This is a genomic window from Streptomyces sp. NRRL B-1140 (assembly GCF_001280065.1).
Classification (GTDB): domain Bacteria; phylum Actinomycetota; class Actinomycetes; order Streptomycetales; family Streptomycetaceae; genus Streptomyces.
Genome location: NZ_LGEA01000109.1, coordinates 40895 through 59950, shown reverse-complemented (window position 1 = coordinate 59950; position 19056 = coordinate 40895). Strand labels below are relative to the sequence as shown.

Genomic DNA, 19056 nt, shown 5'->3' with positions numbered 1-19056 from the left:
ACCCGGCGCCCACCCCCCGCCCGGCCCCGCTCCAGACCTGCGACGGCTGCGAACGAGCCTTCCGGTCGGTGCAGCCCGGCCGATGCCGAGACTGCCGCCCCGCCGAGCGGGACGCGGCCTAGGCATGCCGGGAACGAGTCATGCGGCCCGCGCCGTCTCCACGGTGCCCCGGGGGCGTTCGCCGGTACCGTACGAGGAGCGAAGCACCAGCACGACTCGCAGCCGAGGAGGCAGCGCTGGGCCATGATGCGGTGAGAGTCGGCAGGCCGTTCGCCCGTGAGGCTGACATCCACCCGTCATCGATCACGGCCCCCACTGATGACGCCGAAGTCCGGCAACCCCCGGGACGAGTCTCAGACAGCCCGCCCGAGTTCCTTCTCCAGCAGCGTGAAGGACTTGGGCGTCCCGCCCGGCTGGGGCTTGCCCTCCTTGTGGCCCACGACGCGGTATCCGGCGCCCCGGTAGTAGGTGGTGAGCGGGACGCTGCCGGCCAGGCAGTCCAGGCGTACGCGGGTCCGTCCGGCCGCGGCCACGCGGTGTTCGGCGGAACGCAGCAGACGTCGGCCCGCCCCGGGCGGGGCGGTGCTCCGGTCCACCATGAGCCGGTGCACGTACCCGGCCACGGGCGGCTGCGGGCCCCAGGCGGCCTCGTCCTCCCACCAGAGTTCCCAGGCGCCCGCGACGTGCCCTCCGACCTCGGCGAGCCACACCTCGCCGTGCGTCATGACCCGGCGGAAGTGGGACTCGTCGAGCTCGCCCGGCTGCCACTGCCCCGTGATGCCCCGGGCCAGCATCCAGCGGGCCGCGTCGTCGCGGAGGCGGACGAGAGTGGACAGATCGGCCTCGGTGGCCGGGCGTACGCGTAGATCGTTCACTCAGGGATCCTCGCACGTCTGTCCGATACCCCCGAGTGCTCAGAGCTACGGTCCGTGAGCCGCCCGTGAAGGCGGCGTTCCGCTCTCCGAACCCCCCGTCCCCGTTCGATTACAGTGCAGGGCGTCGTACGTGTGGACGGTTCCCTGGGAGGTCGAGGTGGGTGCGACTGCCGGCGCCGTCTGGGGCCGTACGGAGCAGCAGGACTTCCGCAGCCGGGTGCGGGGGACCCTGCTCGGCGTGGCCGTGGGAGACGCGCTGGGGACGCCCGTCGACGGGCTGACCCTCCAGGGGATCCGGGAGGCACACGGGGCGGAGGGCCTGGTGGACCTGGCCCCCGCCTACGGCAGACGCGGCGCCGTCACGCACCTCACCCAGCTCACCCTGTTCTCCGTCGACGGACTGATCCGGGCCCAGGTCAGACGGGATACCGGGGCCTGGCATCCGCCGACCGATCTGCACCGGGCGTATCTGCGCTGGGCCGCCACCCAGCGCGACTGGGGGCCCGACGAACGCCGCAAGGAAGACGGATGGCTGGCCCGCGAGGAGTGGCTCTACGTACGGCGGGACCCCAGCCGCACTCTGCTGCTGGGGCTCGGCGACGAGACCATGGGCACGCCCGAGGCGCCGAAGAACCCCGGTGAGGCCGGGCCCGAGGCGGCCGCCCGGTCGGCGCCCTTCGGGTTGCTCGTGGGCTGGGAGCCGCAACTGGTCGCCCAGCTCGCCGTGGAGTGTGCCGCGCAGACCCACGGCCATCCCGCGGCCTGCCTCGCGGCGGGCGCGTACGCCGTGATCGTGCACGCGCTGGCGCTGGGCGAGAGCGTCGACGCCGCCGTGCAGCGCACCCTCGCGCTGCTGGCCGCCAGGCCCGGGCACCAGCCGGTGTCGGACGCGTTGCAGCATGCGCTGGGCGCCGTGCGGCAGGGCATGCCGGGTCCGGAGCGGGTGGCCGAGCTGGCCGGGGCGGGTACGGCCGAGGGGCTCGTCGCCGCCGCCGTGTACTGCGCCCTCGTCGCCGCCGACGTCCGGCACGGGCTGTGTCTCGCCGTCAACCACGACGGCCCGTCCGCCGCCACCGCCGCGCTGACCGGCGGCCTGCTGGGCGCCCTGCACGGCGAGACGGCCCTCCCCCCGGCCTGGCTGGCCGAGCTGGAGGGCCGTCCCACGATGCTGGAGCTGGCCGACGACTTCGCGATGGAGATGACCCAGGGCCCGGCCCTGCACGGCCCGGGCGGCTCGTCCCCGGGCTGGCTCGCCCGCTATCCGAGGGCCTGAGCGGTCACTCCTTGGCGGTTCGCACCACGTCGTCCGCCGGTCCGGCCGGTGCCGGGATCCTGGCCGTCGCCGCCCCGTCCCCGTCCGTGTTGATCTTCTCGATGAGCGCCAGCCGTTCCGGTGTGTCCTCCGGGCGGATGAAGCCGACGAGGACGTACAGGACGAGCGACACCGCCAGCGGGATCGAGACCTGGTACTGCAGTGGCACACCGCCTTCGACGCGCGAGTCGATCGGGTAGTTCACCAGCCAGAACGCGAACAGGCCCATGGACCAGCTGACGAGGGCCGCCGTGGGGCCGGAGCGGCGGAACGCGCGCAGCAGGCCCAGCATCATCGGGATCGCCATCGGGCCCATCAAGCCGGCCACCCACTTGATGACCACCGTGATGATGTCCTTGAACGCGGGGGAATCGACCTGTGTCGCCGCCGCCATGGACAGGCCGAGGAAGACGACCGTGGCGACCCGGGCGACCCGCAGGCCCTGGCTCTGGTTCCAGGCCCGGGCCCGCGCCCAGATCACCGGCGCGCAGTCACGGGTGAACACCGCCGCGATGGCGTTGGCGTCGGAGGAGCACATGGCCATGGTGTGCGAGAAGAAGCCGACGATGACCAGCCCCAGCAGGCCGTGCGGCAGGAGCTGTTCGGTCATCAGGGCGTAGGAGTCCGAGCCGTCCTGCTTCTGCGACTCCACCAGCAGCGGCGACATCCACATGGGGAAGAACAGCACCAGCGGCCAGACCAGCCACAGGATCGCCGAGAGGCGGGCGGAGCGCTCGGCCTCCTTGGCGTTCGGTGTGGCCATGTAGCGCTGCGCCTGGTTGAGCATGCCGCCGTTGTACTCGAAGAGCTTGATGAAGAGGAACGCCAGCAGGAACACCGTGCCGTACGGCCCGACCAGCGGTTTCCCGTGGCCCTGGAGCTCCGGTGAGTCCCAGACGCCGAAGAAGCCGCCGTGGTCGTCGAGGCGTACGAAGACCGCCACGAACATCGCGACGCCGGCCAGCAACTGGATGACGAACTGGCCGAGTTCGGTCAGCGCGTCCGCCCACAGGCCGCCGATCGTGCAGTAGACGGCCGTGATGCCGCCGGTGATGAGGATGCCCTGGTTGAGGGAGATCCCGGTGAAGACGGACAACAGGGTCGCGATGGCGGCCCACTTGGCGCCGACGTCCACGATCTTCAGCAGCATCCCGGACCAGGCCAGCGCCTGCTGCGTCTTCAGGTCGTAGCGGTTCTTCAGGTACTCCAGCGGGGAGGCCACATGGAGGCGTGAGCGTAAGCGGTTGATGCGCGGGGCGAACAGCTTCGACCCGATGGCGATACCGAGGGCGATGGGGAAGGACCAGGTGACGAAGGACGTGACGCCGTAGGTGTAGGCGATGCCCGCGTACCCGGTGAACATCACCGCGCTGTAGCCCGACATGTGGTGCGAGATGCCGGAGAGCCACCACGGCATCTTGCCGCCGGCGGTGAAGAAGTCGCTGACGTTGTCGACCCGTTTGTGCGACCAGACGCCGATCGCGACCATCACGGCGAAGTAGCCGACGAGCACGGCCCAGTCGAGACCGTTCATGTGCGCCCTCCCAGGGATCAGCCCGGCGCTCATCGTGGGCGCTGCTGCGTGGACACGACAAGTGATGGTTGGGTCAAAGGGAGGCAAAAAGGTTCTGTCTATTGGTTGTTGTTCATGCACATGAACTCATCGCATCAGCTCCCCGGCGTTGACCAGCAACGACTGTCCCGTGATCGACCGTGCCCTGTCCGACGCCAGGAACGCCACCGCGTCCGCCACATCCGCGTCCGTGGCCAGCTCCGGCAGCGCCATCCGCTCGGTCAGCCGCTCCAGCACGGCCGCCTCCGGCACGCCCTCCGAATGGGCCGCGAACCGCACGTACGCCTGCACCGGCGGCCCCCACATCCAGCCCGGCAGCACGGTGTTGACCCGGATCCGGTGCGGCCCGAGCTCCCGCGCCAGCGAGTACATCGCGCTCGTCAGCGCCCCCTTCGACGCCGCGTACGCCGCCTGCCGCACCTGCGACGGGGCGGCCACCGCCGACTGCGTCCCGACGAACACCACGGACCCGCCGCCCTGTCTGAGCGACGGCAGACAGGCCCGGGTCATCCGCAGGGTGCCGAGCAGGTTCACGTCCAGCACCGACCGCCAGGACTCGAAGTCGGCGTCCTCCAGCCCGCCGAAGTGGCTGTCGAGCGCGGCCACCTGCACGACGGCGTCGATCCCGCCGAACCGCTCCCGTGCCAGCCCGGCCAGTGCCTCGCACTGCGCCTCGTCGGTGATGTCCGTGGCCCGGTACGCCGTGCGCGCCCCGCCGGGATCCACCTCGGCGGCCGTCTTCGCCAGGCTCGCCTCCGTGCGGGCCCCGAGCACGGCCCGCCCGCCGTCCCGTACCACGGCCGCCGCGACCTGCCGCCCGAGCCCGGCCCCGACCCCCGACACCACGACCGTCTTCCCCGCGAGCAGTGACATGGCAGGACCTCCCCGGACCGGAACCCTGGCGCTCTATCTGACGGAGCGTCAGAGTATGGGTCAGCCACCGACGAAGGGGAAGGGCATGAGCGAGGACACCCGCAGCGAGCAGTACGCCGAACTGGCCGCCGTCGGCCCCTACGGCACCCACCCCGGACACGCCCTCATCACCATGGTCGAGCCGCACCCCGGCCACGAGTACGCCTACAACCGCTGGTACGAGGACGATCACTACTACGCCGGCGCGATGGCCATGCCCTGGATGCAGGCCGGCCGCCGCTGGGTGGCGACCCGGGACCTCCAGCTCCTGCGCTACCCCGAGAAGTCGGCCGTCGCCCAGCCCGTCACCGCCGGCTGCTACCTCTCCACCTACTGGATCACCGACGGCCGCTACGACGACCACATGCGCTGGACTGTCGCCATCAACACCCGCCTCAACCGGGATGCCCGCGTCTACCACGACCGCACGCACGTCCTCACGGCGTTCTGGGACCACGAGGGGACGGTCTACCGCGACGGAGCGGCCGGTCCCCGCGACGTCCACGCCCTCGACCACCCCTACGCGGGTCTGGTCCTCCAGGTCGTCGAGGCGGACACCCCCGGGCAACGCGCCCCGCTCCTGCAGTGGCTGCGCACCCGCCACCTCCCCAGGCGCCTGGCGGGCTCCCCGGCCGCGCTGGTGACGCTCTTCCGCCCGACGCCCCTCCCCGGCGACCGCATGACCTACGTCAAACAGGTCGAGGGCGTCGACACCCGCCTGACGCTCCTGTGGTTCCTCCAGACCGACCCCAGGGAGTGCTGGGACTCCTCCTTCACCGGCCTCGACGCGGCGGTGGCGGAGTCGGGCCTGGGCAGGGTGGAACTGGTCGCGCCGTTCATCCCGACGGTGCCGGGCACGGACCGTTACGTGGACCGGCTGCGCTGAGGACCGCTGCGCCGAAGCTCAGCGCAGCTCCTCCGGGCAGGGCGTGCCCCGCGGGAGCTGGTACGGCGCCGCCAGCCGGTACGTCCCGGCCTTCGGCGCCAGCAGCTCCGTCCACTTGTCGCCCTGCGCGTCCTCCTCCGTCTCCGTCAGACAGCCGTTGACGTTCACGTACGTCTTCGGCTCGTCCTCGGGACGGTTCCTGGACTCCTCGGTCTCCTGGGGCGGCTTCAGGCTCTTGCCCTCCGCGTCGACGATGCTCAGCCACGGCGAGTACGGGATGCGCACCAGGATCCGGCCCGGCTTCTTCACCTGGAGGATCATCTCGCCCTGCTCGGCCCGGTCGACCACCGCGTTCGGCTCGGCCAGCGGGGTCGGCGCCGTCACCCTGAACAGCTGCCAGGTGTCGTTGCCCCAGATCTGCGTCAGATACGGCAGCCCGCGCTGCACCAGCGCCCGCTCCCGCTGCCCCCCGTCGCCGTCCGGCTCGCCCTTCGGCAGCACGACGTAGTGCACCGCCCAGCGCTTCAGCCACTCGTGGTAGTTCGCCGAGTTGAGCGTGTCGTCGTAGAAGAGGGGGTTGCGCTCCATGTCGGCCTGGCGGTTCCAGCCGCGGGCCAGGTTGACGTACGGCGCGAGCGCGGAGGCCTCGCGGTGGGAGCGGGCGGGGACGACCTCGACCCGGCCCTTCTCGGCGCCGACCTGCTGCAACTCGTTCACGAGCGGAGCGAGCTCGCGCGACCAGGACGCCGCCGGGGCCGTGTGCACGATGTCGTCGACCGTCTTGAAGCCGATCCACACCCCGAAACCGCACAGCGCCACGACGGCCGCGTACCACTTGCGGCTGCGCGGCACCGTGAACGGCAGGGCCGCGACCAGCGCGACCCCGGCGAACAGCATCGCCAGCCGGGTGATGTTCGAACCGATCTGGGAGCTGATCAGCCACACCAGCACGACCCCGAGGCCGTACACCGCGGCCGTGAGCCGGACCGTCTTCCACTCCCGCGGCACCAGCACGTAGGCGAGGATCGAGAACGCGAGCGGCAGCAGCACCGAGCCGATCACCATCGGCTGCGTGCCCGAGAACGGGAACAGCCACGCCGACACCGCCACCACCGCGGTCGGCGCCAGGCCCAGCGCCCACGCGCCCGGCCGCCGCTTCTGCAGGAACAGCGCCACCGCCACCAGGCCCACGAACAGGCCCGCGACCGGCGACGCCATGGTGGCCAGCGCGGCCAGCGGCGCCGCGCTCAGGGCCTTCGCCCAGCGCTTGTACCGCCACCGGTAGGGCCAGCAGAACACGACGGCGACCGCGCCGAGCGCGAACATCATGCCGAGACCGAACGTCACCCGCCCCGACACCGCGTTGCAGAACAGCCCGAAGACGCCCGCCAGCGACGCCCACAGCGGGTTGAGGACGGACCGGCTGCGCAGCAGGAGCAGGGTCAGCAGACCGGCCGAGACCGTCCCCGCGATCATCATCGTGGTGCGCACGCCGAGCACCGACATCAGATACGGCGACACCACGCTGTACGACACCGGGTGCATCCCGCCGTACCAGGCGAGGTTGTACGCCGAGTCCGGGTGACGGCCGACGAACTCGGCCCACGCGTCCTGCGCGGCCAGATCGCCGCCGCTGTTCGCGAACGTGAAGAACCAGAGGATGTGCAGCGCCGCGGCCAGACCGGTGACGGACAGGACCGGGTGCCGCAGCATGCGCTCGCGCAGGGCCAGGACGGGGGCGGGCCACTGGAAGCCCGACCCGCTCTTCCCGGGTGCACCGCCTTCAGGCGCGTCGGCGTCCGGCGCGTTGACCTCCGGTGCTTCGGACAGGCGTATTCGCGGGCCTGATACCGAGCCCGGTTCGGCGTCGTCTGCGCGTGTCGGCTCCGCAGTGGCCACTCGAAGGCACTCCCCGTGTCCCGTCTTCTGTTTGCGGCTCGCGCCGCCGCGCCGGCGCGAGCGGCGACCTGTCCCGGTTCGGGACGCTAGCACGCACCCCGCCGGGCGGTGCCCGGACGGGCCGTTACCGGCGGGGTGCGGTGGTGCGGGTCAGCCGATGCGCGTGAGCTTGGCCCCGAAGCCCGGCTCCGTCAGCTCCTTCTGGAGGGCGACCGGGACCTTCACGGCGCTGGTGGTGCCGTCACCGACGGTGAGCGTGCCCACCTTCGTGCCGGCCTTGGCCGTGTGCGGCAGGTCGTCCCCGGCGAACGTCAGCTTGACGGACAGGCCCGCCCAGCCGACGGCCGTGACGTCCTCGGTGACGGCGACCGGGGTGCGGCCGCCGAGACCGTCGTCCGCGTACCCGACGACGTCGCCCTTCTTCAGGATCGTCGCCGACTCCAGCGCGCCCTGCGCGGCCCGGATCAGCTTGTCGCCCTCGTACAGGGCGGCGCCCAGGATCGTGTTGTCCGGGCCGCCGGCGGGCTGGCGCACGACCGCGCCGATGATCCGGTGGGTCTCGCCGTCGACGTCCTTCCTGGCCGCGAAGACGAGGTTGCCGAGCGCCGACGTGGTGGTGCCGGTCTTGATGCCGGTGACGTTGTTGGAGCCGACCAGACGGTTCCAGTTGTCGTGCTTGGTGCCCTTGTAGTCGACGTACGACATCATCGCCGCGACCTCGCGGAACGCGGGCTGCTGCATGGCCGCCCTGGCGAGCTTCACCTGGTCCACGGCCGTGGAGACGGTCGTGTTGTTCAGGCCCGACGGGTCGGTGTACGTCGTGTTCTTCATGCCGAGGTCCTTGGCGGCGTCGTTCATCTTCTGCACGAAGCCCTTCTCGGACCCCGCGTCCCAGCGGGCCAGCAGCCGGGCGATGTTGTTCGCGGACGCGATCAGGATGCTCTCCAGGGCCTCCCGCTCGGTGATGCTGTCGCCCTTGGTGACGTCGACGGTGGACTCCTGGCCGGCGTCGGACTGGTCCTGGGCGGCCTGGTCGATGTCGATCTTCGGGCCCTTCTCACCGCTCTTGAGCGGGTGGTCGCGCAGGATGAGGTAGGCGGTCATGACCTTGGCGACACTCGCGATCGGGACGGGCTTCTGCTCGCCGGACGACCCGAACGTGCCGATGCCCTGGACATCCAGGGCGGCCTGGCCGTCGGCGGGCCAGGGGATGTCGACCTTGCCGCCCTCGAAGGTGTAGCTGTCCTTGGCGGTGAGCTCCAGGGTGGGCGTCGGCAGCGGGCGCACGCTCTGCACGACCGCGAAGACGACCACCAGCAGCAGCACCAGCGGCGTCCAGATCTTCACCCGCCGGGCCGCGGTGCGCAGCGGGGTGTCCGGGGGCGGCGGGGTGTTCGTCAGCTCGGCCAGCAGATCCAGCGGCGGCTTGGGCGGCAGCGGCTGCTGCGTGGTCCGCTCGGGGCCGACGGTGGGGACGGGCGCGGTGGCCTCCGGCGGGGCGGGCGGCTTCCTGGTCGCCGGGTCGTCCAGGTGCTTGAGCGCGACGAACTTGCTGGTCCGCTCGGCGTCCTTCTCCGGAGCGGCCTTCTTCGGAGCGTCCGTCGTGGGAGCGTCGGCCTTGGGAGCAGCCGTCTTCGGGAGGTCCGACTTCGGAAGGTCCTTGGCCGCGCCGCCGAGCTTCAGCATGGTGGTGGGCTGATCGACCGGGGGCCGTTGGACCTTGAAGACGGCGGTGGGCTGGTCGACGGGGGGCTCGGCGGGGGCGTCGCCGTCTTCACGGGCACCGGCCGCGGCGGAGCCACTGCCGGTGGTTTCGCCGGGCTTCGGGGATTTGCCGGTGGCGGGCTTGTCCTCGGGGGTGCCGGTGGTTTCGCCGGTCTTCGGGGTCTTGCCGGTGGCGGGCTTGTCCTCGGGGGTGCCGGTGGCCGAGGGCTCGTCCTCGGCGGCTTCGACATCGTCGGCGGTCTCGGCGTCGCCGGTCTTCGCGTCGCCCGCCTTCGGTGCGGCCTTGGAGCCGGTGGAGACCCGAGGGTCGGCGGGTGCGCGGCCCTTGTCGCCGGCCCGCTCGGCAGCGTCGTCCTCGGTGTCGGTCACCTTCGCGTCGGCGTCGTCCTCGGTGTCGTCCGCCTTCGCCTCGGACTCGGACCCGGACCCGGCGTCGGTCACCTCCGCGTCCGTGTCGTCCGCCTTCGCCTCGGGCTCGGCGTCGGGGGCCTTCGACCCGGTGTCGGTCCCGGCAGTGGCGGAACGGTCCGCCTCCGGCTCGTCGGCGTCGTCCCGGCCCGTCTCGGAGCCCTCGGACGCCGCCTCCGCGGCTACCGCGCCGTCCTCGTCGCCCCGGTCGGGGCCCGCGGACGCGCCCGCGTCCTCTCCCGGGCCCTCGGGGGCTTCCCGACCGCCCGGGGTGCCCGCGTCGGCCTTCCCGGCCTCCCGGGTCCCGGCATCCGCCCTCCCGGGCTTCTGCGCGCGCTCGGCCGCCGGCTCCTCGTCGTCGCCCTCGGCGGCAGCCTCCTTCTCACCGTCCGCAGAGGCGACCCACGCGGCCACGGCATCCCGCAGCCGCCCGTCACCGCCCTCGCCGTCGGAGGACCCAGCGCCCCCGGGCCCCGCGGCGTCAGAGTCGCTCGCCGCGCGCTCCGCGTCCGAGTCGCTCTCGGGCCGCTCGGAGTTCTCCGGTTCCTCCGCCGTCCGCGTGGACAGCACACGGGTCGCCGTATCGGCGCCGCCCCGTGCCGAGGACTTCTCCGCGTCCCGGGCCACCGCGAGCCGCGGGTCGGCGGCTTCGCTCCTGGCCTCCGGAACCGGACTCGCGCTCCCCGACGTCTTTCCTGCCGACGACTCGCGCTGCTTCGACCTGTCGGGGGACTCGCCCGCCACCGATGCCTCCTCCTCGCGCCGCACTCCCCGCGTGCGCGTACCGAACCGTGAACCGCCGCCCGTGACACCGCCCCGGCGCTGTCCGAACCATGTACCAGTGTCCTGTGCGCGGGCCAAACCCATCCGGTAGACGAGAACGACATACCTACTGGTTCCACTACGAACCGGTCACGCACCCTCGACAGACCAATGTGAGAGGGGTCACCCTGTCTTTCATCCACGCGGGGAGGCATGGATGGGCAGGAGCCGCAGAACACTTCCGGAGGAGCTTCTGCTGCTGGCGCTGGACCCGACCACGGGTACCACCGCACAGCCGCAGTCGCTCGACCTCGGTCTGGCCGGAGCACAGCTAGTAGAGCTGGCGCTGGCCGGACGGATAGCCCCAGACGGGGATCGTATCGCCGTGGTGGCACCACGGCCGACTGGAGATCCAACGTTGGACTGCGCGTTGGAGTTGCTGCGAAGGCGTGGCGCTCCCGTGCGGGCAGTGAACTGGATTGGCGGGCCGCGACTGGGGCTGCGCCAGACCTACCTCTCGCATCTGGAGCGGTGCGGCATGGTGCACGCCGTGGCCGGCCAGATGTGCGGAGTGCTGCCGACGACTCGCTACCAGGCGACGGACACCGAGATCAGCCGGGAGATCAGGTCCCGTCTGGACTCCGCGATCCGCACCGGCGTACCGCCGGACCCGCGGACCGCGGCACTCGCCGCCCTCGCTCACGCGGTCGGCCTCGGCAAGCACCTGTACCCGGGCAACGAGGGACGTTCCTCTCGCTCCCGGCTCAGGGACCTGATCAGGCACGACCCCATGGGCGGTCTCGTCGCGCACGCGGTGATGGACGTCCAGAACGGCGTCGCGGCCCAGCCGCGCCGCAGCCCGGCACCGTCCGGCCGTCCGGCCGTCGGCGGAACCAGGCCCGCGACGGAACCCGCCCGCGGCGTTCCGATGCAACCGCGCCACGGAAGCATGGCGCGCGCCGTGGCCCACTGAGCCGCGCGCGCCGCGCCCGCACGACCTACGACCGGCACGCATCACGGGACCCACGAACCCGGTCACGGGAGCCGCTGTCCGAGCGGGGCGGAGAGAGCGCACACTCTCTCCGCCCCGCTCGGCGTGCCGTGCACGATGCCCGAACTGGCGTGTACCCGTCGCATATCCACCGTTTCCCAGCGGTAGTAAGCACCTTGGTGGCAGTCTGCTCAACAGCAGACACGCAAAGTAGAGGCACGCAGCCGGAGGTGCACGTCCCGTGGCGTCCAATGTCAATCCCACCGTCAGGCGGCGCCGGCTGGGCCAGGAGCTCCGCAGGCTCCGCGAGCTCAAGGGCATGACGGCCGAAGAGGTGGCGGAGCGGCTGCTGGTGTCGCAGTCCAAGATCAGCCGGCTGGAGAACGGCCGGCGCAGCATCAGCCAGCGCGACGTCCGCGACCTGTGCGGAGTCTACGAGGTGGAGGACCAGCGCATCGTCGACTCGCTGATGCAGATGGCCAAGGACTCCCGGCAGCAGGGCTGGTGGCACGCCTTCGGGGACATCCCGTACAGCGTCTACATCGGCCTGGAGACGGACGCCGAGTCGCTGCGGGTCTACGAACCCCAGATCATCACCGGCCTGTTGCAGACCCGCGCGTACGCCGAGGCCATCATCCGCGGCGGCTCGCCCGAGGCGTCGGAGGCCGACAACGACAAGCGCGTCGAGGTGCGGCTGCGACGGCAGGGCCGGATCACCGCCGAGACCGAACCGCTGCGGCTGTGGGTGGTCCTGGACGAGGCGTCCCTGCACCGGGTCGTCGGCAGCCGGCCGGTGATGCGCGAACAGCTGGAGCACCTCATCGAGATGTCGCAGCTGCCCCACATCACCGTGCAGGTCCTGCCGTTCGAGGTCGGCGCGCACGCGGGCATCAACGGCCAGTACTCGATCCTGGAGTTCGCGGACGCGGCCGACTCGAGCGTCGTCTACATCGAGGGCGTGACCAGCGACCTGTACCTGGAGAAGCCGCTGGACGTGCAGAAGTACACGGTGATGTACGAGCACCTGCGCGCCCAGTCGCTGAACGTGGACCAGTCCCGGCAGCTCATCGAGCGCGTGGCGAAGGAGTACGCGCGCTGAGACGGGGCCGGAGGATGACCTTCCGTCGGGCAAAGCGCGGGATGTTACACCCCTGACATGCCCGCTGGAAGACTCCCCTGGAATATGCCATCCGGTCGAGTGAATGACTGCGCCGAACGAGGAGGCCGGCGAGTAGCGTCGATCACGCCAACCACCAGCACAGGTTGGCGTAAACGCAACTCGCAACGGAGCGAACATGGCCATTCGTCTGGGCGCCACGGAAACGTGGACGACCTCCTCCTACACCAACAACAACGGCGCGTGCGTGATGGTCAGGTCGACCGTCGACGAGGCCCTGGAGCTCGGGGACACCAAGGTCCCCGAGGGCCCCAAGCTCGCGTTTCCCGCCGACGCGTGGAACGCCTTCGTGGCCTCGGTCAAGGCCTGACCCCGCGATCGGCAGCACCACAAGCACCACCGCCAGAGCCCTCTCGACCAGCATCGCCGTCCTAGCCGAGAGGGCTCCGCTTGTGCCCGGATGTCCCGAAGAGGGAGATCAGCTCACCGGGAACGCCACATCACACACCGGGTCCCCGGGCCCCGACGCCTCCCAGTCGGCGAAGTACAGCTCCCGGCAGGGCCCGGTCGCCGTCAGCCCCCGCGCCGCCATCCACTCCTCCACCGCCTCGAAGGCCGCCAGGATCTGCGGGTGTGCCACCTGCGCCTTGGTGATCCTGGTGTACGCCAGCCGCCGGGCCGGCTCCACCCGCACCGCCGTCTCCCACGCCCGGCCGCGCCGCTCCGCCCAGGCCCGGGCCGCCGCCTCGTCGGCCACCGGCACACACGCCTCGGCGGGGCCGTCGCTCTCCATGGACACCTCCGCGTGGTAGGCGACGTACGGCACCCCGGCCATGCCCCCGCACTCCCGGGCCGCCTCCTCCAGCCGGCCCAGCGCCGCCCCGATCCACGCCGGCAGCTCGTCCGCCAGCGTGTGCCGCTTCTCGGAGATCACCACCTGGGCGGGCACCTCCACCGTCTCGACCGTGAACTTCCCGTACATCTCGGAGCTCCTCCCCGACAGTCGTCCACGGAGGTACTCGGCGAGCGTCCGCTGCCCCGCCACCCGCGCCTCGACGTCCGCCCAGTAGGCACCGAGCAGCCCGGCCGCCGCGGGCCCGTCGCCCGCGCCGACCACCTCGGCGATCCGGGCGAGCGGCATGTCCAGCTGCCGCAGCATCGCCACGAGCCGGGCCTGTTCGACCTGGCCGGCGCGGTAGTAGCGGTAGCCGCTGGCCTCGTCGACGTGCGCCGGGGCCAGCAGGCCCAGCCGGTCGTACAGCCGCAGGGCCTTCGCCGACAGGCGGGCGCGTGCGGCGAACGCCCCGATGGTGAGCAGTTCCTGGTCCGGTCCGTCCACCACGGCATCCTCCGTCACCGGGCGGCTCCTCCGCCCGACGAGGAGGACACTCGGGCCTGACCCAGGGGGAAGGTCAACGCGCCGCGGGCCCGGCTTCAGGCCAGCTGGGCCTCGATGGCCGCCACGACCTCAGGCGCGTCCGGCTCGGTCTGCGGCGAGAAGCGGGCCAGCACGCCGCCGTCCCGGCCGATGAGGAACTTCTCGAAGTTCCAGCGGATGTCCCCGCTGTGGCCCTCGGCGTCGGCGAAGCCGGTCAGGCGGTCGTACAGCGGATGCCGCCCCTCGCCGTTCACCTCGACCTTCTCGGTCATCGGGAAGGTCACACCGTAGGTCGCCGAGCAGAACTCGGCGATCTCGTCGGCGCTGCCGGGCTCCTGCCCGAGGAACTGGTTGCAGGGCACGCCGAGGACGGTGAAGCCGCGCGCCGCGTACTGCTCGTGAAGCTTCTCCAGGCCCGTGTACTGCGGGGTCAGGCCGCACTTGGAGGCGACGTTCACCACGAGCACCGCCTTGCCCGCGTACTGGGACAGGTCGGCGGAACCGCCCTGCAGCGCACCGATCTCGACGTCGAGGGGAGAGGAACCGTTGTTGGTCGTCATGAGCGGATGCTAGCTCCGGCGGGCGCCGGGCCGGTTCCCGGCCTCGCCGGCCTCCACCAGCACCTGCCCCGCCGCCGTCCGCGAGTACAGCACCGACCGGCCGGCCCGCCGCCGCTCCACGAGACCGGCGTCCAGCAGCACCCGCAGATGGCGGCCGACCGAGCCGAGGCCCTGTCCCGTCACGGCGACCAGCTGGCTGGTGCTCAGCGGTGAGCCGAGCCGGACCAGCACCCCGGCGCGGGCGGTGCCGAGCAGCGCGCCGAGGCTCGTGGGCACGGGCCTGCCGCCCGGGTCGGCGAGAGCCCCGGCACACGGGTAGACCAGCGCGTACCGGTCCGTGCCCTCCCAGGCGACCCAGCCGATGCGCTGCGTCGTGATGGGCACGAACACCAGCTCGGCGCCGGACAGCTCGCGCGGCGGGTACGCGCGCGCGTTCACCTGGAGCCGGTTCTCCCCGAGCCACTGCGTCCCCGGCCGCAGCGTGTCCAGCGCACTCGCCCAGCCGCCCCGGCTGACCTGCGCGGTCCGGGCGACCACATCGGCTTCGAGGACGCGTCGGCGGTGCGGCCAGTACGGCAGCACGGCCGTCGTCCAGACGTACGTCAGGAGGTCCGCGGCGCGCTCGGGAAGATCGCCCCGGTGCAGCAGGGCCGGGACCGGGCCGTCCGAGGAGACGGTGAGGTCGGCGCGGGCCGCGTCCGGGTCCGCCGCCCGCACCCGCGCGACGCCCTGCTCGAAGGACTCACCGTCACGCGGGGTGGGGGAGAGGAAGTCCGCCGTCCACTCGCGCCCGATCCCGGCACGGATCAGCTCCGCGGTCACCGGGTCGCCGGCCAGCCGCCGCCGATAGGCCGGCAGATGGGCGTCGAGCCACCGCCGCTCGCCGGGATGCGCCGCCTCGGCCGTCTTCAGCAGCCGCAGACTCGCGAAGGCCTCGGCGAACGGCGAGATGACGAACCGGCTCCCCGCCAGGGTGTCGGCGTTGACCTCCCACCAGCCCACAGGCCCCCCTTCCGCCGGCCCCCTGCACGAGGTTTCGCGTCTGCGCGAAACAATATCCACGCGCACGGGGGCGTCGAAGACTCCGCGTATGCGCAGCTACCGCGATCTGTTCCGCACCCCCGAGTTCAGCCCGTTCTTCCTGGCCGCGTCGGCGCAGACGGTCGCCCAGACCATGGGCGGACTCGCCCTGGGCGTCCTGGTGTACCGGGCGACCGCATCACCGCTGCTGTCCGCGGTGAGCATGTTCGGCTCGTCACTGGTGCAGGTGCTGGGCGCGACGTTCCTGCTCTCCGCCGCCGACCGGATGCCCCCGCGCGCGGCCCTGACGGCCCTGCCCCTGCTCTTCGCCGCGGCCACCGCCGCCCTGGCCCTGCCCGGCCTGCCCGTCTGGACGGTCTTCGCGCTCGTCTTCGCCAAGGGGCTGGTGGAGTCGGTGGGCGGGGGAGTGCGCTGGGGCCTGCTCAACGAGATCGTTTCCAAGGACGGCTATCTGCTCGGCCGCTCGGTGTTCAACATGATGAGCGGCCTGATGCAGATCGCCGGTTACGCCGCCGGCGGCGCCCTCGTGGCCCTGCTGTCCCCACGGCTGTCGCTGCTGGCGGCGGCCGGCCTGTACGTCCTGGCGGCCGCCGTCGTCCGCCTCGGCCTGACCCGCCGCCCGCCCCGTACCGCGGGCCGCCCCTCGGCGGCGGCGACCTGGCGCGCCAACGCGCTGCTCTGGTCCTCCCCGCCGCGCCGCCGGATCTATCTGGCCCTGTGGATCCCCAACGGCCTGATCGTCGGCTGCGAATCCCTCTACGTCTCCTACGACCCCGGCTCCGCCGGCACCCTCTTCGCCTGCGCCGCGCTGGGCATGCTCGCCGGGGACGTGCTGGTCGGCCGGGTGCTCCCACCGCGCCTTCGCCACCGCTTGGGCTTCCCGCTCCTGCTGCTTCTGGCCGTCCCCTACGTGCCGTTCCTCCTGCACCCGGCGCTGCCGCTCGCGGCAGCCGCGGTCACGCTGGCCTCCGTGGGGTTCGGCGCGAGCCTCGTGCAGCAGGAGCACCTGGTGGCCCTCACGCCCGACGGGCTCACGGGACACGCCCTGGGCCTGCACTCGGCGGGGATGCTCACGATGCAGGGGGTGGCGGCGGCCCTCGCGGGATCGGTGGCCCAACTCACCTCCCCCGCTGCGGCGATGACGGCGATGGCCGTGGCTTCGGCGGGGGTGACCTTGCTGCTGATGGGCGCGGGAAAACGGGAGGAGCGCAAGACGGTGGAGGCCGGCCGGCCGGCCGGGGAGGGGATCCGCTAGCCGCCGCCGGGGGCCGGGGCCATGGTGGCCTCCGCGAACACTTCGGGGACCTCGTTGTCCACCACGACCCGTGACAGCAGGACGGCCAGCCGGTCCCGCTCGGCGCCGCTCAGCCCGGACGGCAGGGCCTCCACACGGCGGCAGGTCTCGGCGTGGAACTTCCCGGCGAGCGCGGTGCCTTCGTCCGTCAGCCCTACCCGCACGGCCCGACCGTCGCGCGGGTCGGCCTCCCGCCGCACCAGTCCCCGGCGTACCGTCCGGTCCACCAGCCCGGTCAGACTCGACTTCGCGAGCCCGAGCGTCTCGCCCAACTCGCTCATGCCGTAGGGCCGTTCCAGCAGCACACACAACAACTTCCCCTGCTGGGGCGTCAGTCCGTACGCCCGCCCGGCCTCCGCGTACACACCGTCGACCAGGAACGCCGTGCGTACCAGCGCGGCGACGACCCCCACCTGCCCGGCTGCCCCGTTCCCCATCGGGTCAGGGTACCGACCGGTAGGTCGCCGTGCGGGGCTGCGGGTCACTCCTCGTCCGGGGCCTCGCCCTCGATGAGGCGTTCGGCGATGTCGTCGGCCCACTCCTGGGCCCAGCGGCGCAGCCCGGCGACGGCGGCGGCGTCGACGCCGTGGACGGTGAACGCCCTGTCGTCGAGCCAGTCCGTGCCGGTCAGCCGGGCCTGGAGGTCGGTGAGGTCGAAGGTGTCGGGAGCGTGACGGCGGCCCAGCTCCTCGAGTTCGGGGTGGCTCCAGCGGGCCGAGGCGGCGTGCACGTCGACGAGGTCGCGCGCGAGCCCGCGGTCGGCCAGGTCCCGCACCCGGGTGCCGGCGAGGTCGTCGAGGGCGAGCGCCGGCCCGAGCTCCGTCGCCACGGGCGGCCGCCACAGCACCTCCTTGCGCAGGGCGACCTCGCACTCGACGCCGCTCGGCGCGTCGGTCACGAGGAACTGGGCGGACAACGGCCCGGCCTCCAGGGTCTGCACCAGCCAGCCGCGTCCGACCAGTCCGCTCCGGACGGCGTCCGCGATGACCTCCGTCGCGGCCGGGTGCTCGGTGGCCACGTCCAGATCCCGCCCGGCCCGCTCCACCAGCCCGTGCGCCAGCACGGCGCAGCTCCCGGCGAGAACGAGCGAGTAGTCCTCACCCACGGCCACCAGATCCCCGAGCAGCCGCCCGACGGGCTCGGAGACGGACTCGGCGACGTGGGGAGGGGCGGGCATGCCCTGATTATCGCGTGACCGAGGCGAAAGGCTGAGACGACCGGCCCGGACGGGTGACAAACACCAGGGGTGCGGGGAACTGCGCGACCGGCCCCCACGGCGCGGCACCGGACGACGACGCGAACCTACGGCTCAGGCCCCACCCTGACCGACCGACGAACGCCACCGCTCCCACCCAGGGGCGCGGGGAACTGCGCGACCGGCCCCCACGGCGCGGCACCGGACGACGACGCGAACCTACGGATCAGGCCCCACCCTGACCGACCGACGAACGCCACCGCTCCCACCCAGGGGCGCGGGGAACTGCGCGACAAGCCCCCACGGCGCGGCACCGGACGACGACGCGAACCTACGGCTTACGCCCCACCCCGCAATACGCATCGACGGCCGCACCGGCACCCCCGCCCCCCTCCGGCCGCCACTCGGGAACCCTCACCACCCCCGGCTCCACCAGCTCCAGCCCCTCGAAGAACCCGGCGATCTCCTCGACCGGCCGCACGTAATACGGCACCGCCCCACTCGCGTTGTACGCCTGCGACGCGGCGATCATGCCCTCACTGGTCGCCGTGCTGTCGCTGATCACCAGGTGGCTGCCGGCCGGCAACCCGGCCATGAGCTGCCGCACCAGCTCACGCGCCCGCTCGTACTCGGCGACGTGACCGAGGGTGTTGAGGATCATCAGGCCGACCGGCCGGGACAGATCGAGCGTGCCGGCGGCGGCTTTCAGCACCGCGTCCGGGTCGTACAGGTCGGCGTCCAGATACGCGGTCCTGCCCTCGGGGGTGCTGGTGAGCAGCGCGTTGGCGTGGGCCAGCACGATGGGGTCGTTGTCGACGTAGACGATCCGGGCGTCCGGGGCGACGCGCTGGGCCACCTCGTGCGTGTTGTCGGCGGTGGGCAGCCCCGTGCCGACGTCAAGGAACTGCCGTACACCCTGCTCACCGGCCAGGTACGCGACGGCCCGCCCCAGGAAGCGCCGGCTCGTGACCGCCACGTCCACGAGCCCCGGGAAGATCGACTTGATCTGGTCGCCGATCTCGCGGTCGACCTCGTAGTTGTCCTTGCCGCCGACGAAGTAGTTCCAGAAGCGGGCCGAGTGCGGCTTCGAGGTGTCGATGCGGTCGCGCAGGCTGTCGTGGGACACGG

At 72.2% G+C, this 19056-nt stretch carries 17 protein-coding genes and 1 pseudogene; 7 read left to right on the top strand and 11 right to left on the bottom strand.

The genetic code is table 11. The features are described from left to right. Positions 1-122, top strand: a pseudogene (locus ADK65_RS39350) (helix-turn-helix domain-containing protein); the annotation flags it as partial. A 231-nt stretch (positions 123-353) separates the two neighbouring features. Here the strand turns inward: ADK65_RS39350 and ADK65_RS25270 are convergent. Beyond that, complete coding sequence (locus ADK65_RS25270) at positions 354-875, bottom strand: GNAT family N-acetyltransferase (protein ID WP_053672902.1); 522 nt, start codon at positions 873-875, stop codon at positions 354-356. Positions 876-1032: 157 nt separating this feature from the next. Between ADK65_RS25270 and ADK65_RS25265 the strand changes: the two genes are divergently transcribed. After that, the gene (locus ADK65_RS25265) at positions 1033-2148 is read left to right on the top strand and encodes an ADP-ribosylglycohydrolase family protein (protein WP_053672900.1); all 1116 of its coding nucleotides are present in this window, start codon (positions 1033-1035) and stop codon (positions 2146-2148) included. Between the two features lie 4 nt (positions 2149-2152). Here ADK65_RS25265 and ADK65_RS25260 read toward each other — a convergent pair whose 3' ends face one another. After that, on the bottom strand, positions 2153-3721 hold the full coding sequence (locus ADK65_RS25260; RefSeq protein ID WP_053672898.1) for a sodium:solute symporter family protein: 1569 nt from the start codon (positions 3719-3721) through the stop codon (positions 2153-2155). Positions 3722-3847: 126 nt separating this feature from the next. Beyond that, entirely contained in the window at positions 3848-4633 is a 786-nt protein-coding gene (locus ADK65_RS25255; protein WP_053672896.1) for an SDR family oxidoreductase, read from the bottom strand. Between the two features lie 85 nt (positions 4634-4718). Between ADK65_RS25255 and ADK65_RS25250 the strand changes: the two genes are divergently transcribed. Next, positions 4719-5558: a hypothetical protein gene (locus ADK65_RS25250; RefSeq protein WP_053672895.1), complete on the top strand. Its 840-nt coding sequence runs from the start codon at positions 4719-4721 to the stop codon at positions 5556-5558. A gap of 18 nt (positions 5559-5576) precedes the next feature. Here ADK65_RS25250 and ADK65_RS25245 read toward each other — a convergent pair whose 3' ends face one another. Together ADK65_RS25245 and ADK65_RS25240 are read right to left on the bottom strand one after the other, a co-directional pair. Next, positions 5577-7457: an MFS transporter gene (locus ADK65_RS25245; protein WP_053672893.1), complete on the bottom strand. Its 1881-nt coding sequence runs from the start codon at positions 7455-7457 to the stop codon at positions 5577-5579. Between the two features lie 150 nt (positions 7458-7607). After that, positions 7608-10334 (bottom strand): D-alanyl-D-alanine carboxypeptidase, encoded by a 2727-nt coding sequence (locus ADK65_RS25240; RefSeq protein WP_053672890.1) that lies wholly within the window; start codon positions 10332-10334, stop codon positions 7608-7610. A gap of 235 nt (positions 10335-10569) precedes the next feature. Here ADK65_RS25240 and ADK65_RS25235 point away from each other — a divergent pair, with 235 nt between their 5' ends. The 3 genes from ADK65_RS25235 (at position 10570) to ADK65_RS25225 (ending at position 12830) form a co-directional block, all read left to right on the top strand. Continuing rightward, positions 10570-11325: a GOLPH3/VPS74 family protein gene (locus ADK65_RS25235; protein ID WP_053672888.1), complete on the top strand. Its 756-nt coding sequence runs from the start codon at positions 10570-10572 to the stop codon at positions 11323-11325. A 259-nt stretch (positions 11326-11584) separates the two neighbouring features. Further along, a complete protein-coding gene (locus tag ADK65_RS25230; RefSeq protein ID WP_053672886.1) occupies positions 11585-12442 on the top strand; it encodes a helix-turn-helix domain-containing protein in 858 nt (285 codons plus the stop codon). Positions 12443-12638: 196 nt separating this feature from the next. After that, positions 12639-12830 (top strand): DUF397 domain-containing protein, encoded by a 192-nt coding sequence (locus ADK65_RS25225; RefSeq protein WP_030849723.1) that lies wholly within the window; start codon positions 12639-12641, stop codon positions 12828-12830. A gap of 108 nt (positions 12831-12938) precedes the next feature. Here ADK65_RS25225 and ADK65_RS25220 read toward each other — a convergent pair whose 3' ends face one another. The 3 genes from ADK65_RS25220 to ADK65_RS25210 form a co-directional block, all read right to left on the bottom strand. Next, positions 12939-13817 carry a MerR family transcriptional regulator gene (locus ADK65_RS25220; RefSeq protein ID WP_053672884.1) on the bottom strand — a complete coding sequence of 293 codons (879 nt, stop codon included), beginning with the start codon at positions 13815-13817 and terminating at the stop codon, positions 12939-12941. A 77-nt stretch (positions 13818-13894) separates the two neighbouring features. Then, positions 13895-14398: a glutathione peroxidase gene (locus ADK65_RS25215; protein ID WP_053672882.1), complete on the bottom strand. Its 504-nt coding sequence runs from the start codon at positions 14396-14398 to the stop codon at positions 13895-13897. A gap of 9 nt (positions 14399-14407) precedes the next feature. Continuing rightward, entirely contained in the window at positions 14408-15400 is a 993-nt protein-coding gene (locus tag ADK65_RS25210; protein ID WP_053672880.1) for an ArsR/SmtB family transcription factor, read from the bottom strand. 88 nt (positions 15401-15488) lie between these two features. On the opposite strand from ADK65_RS25210, the gene ADK65_RS25205 reads away from it, so the two are divergent. After that, the gene (locus ADK65_RS25205; RefSeq protein WP_053672878.1) at positions 15489-16694 is read left to right on the top strand and encodes an MFS transporter; all 1206 of its coding nucleotides are present in this window, start codon (positions 15489-15491) and stop codon (positions 16692-16694) included. Here ADK65_RS25205 and ADK65_RS25200 read toward each other — a convergent pair. From ADK65_RS25200 to ADK65_RS25190, 3 genes are all read right to left on the bottom strand, one after another. Then, complete coding sequence (locus ADK65_RS25200) at positions 16691-17170, bottom strand: MarR family winged helix-turn-helix transcriptional regulator (protein WP_199825698.1); 480 nt, start codon at positions 17168-17170, stop codon at positions 16691-16693. The two genes, ADK65_RS25205 and ADK65_RS25200, sit on opposite strands and share 4 nt — an antisense overlap. A gap of 44 nt (positions 17171-17214) precedes the next feature. Next, positions 17215-17910 (bottom strand): hypothetical protein, encoded by a 696-nt coding sequence (locus ADK65_RS25195; protein ID WP_053672874.1) that lies wholly within the window; start codon positions 17908-17910, stop codon positions 17215-17217. Between the two features lie 349 nt (positions 17911-18259). Further along, positions 18260-19054, bottom strand: coding sequence for an SAM-dependent methyltransferase (locus tag ADK65_RS25190; RefSeq protein WP_053672871.1), 795 nt, complete (start codon positions 19052-19054; stop codon positions 18260-18262). Between the last annotated feature and the right edge of the window lie 2 nt (positions 19055-19056).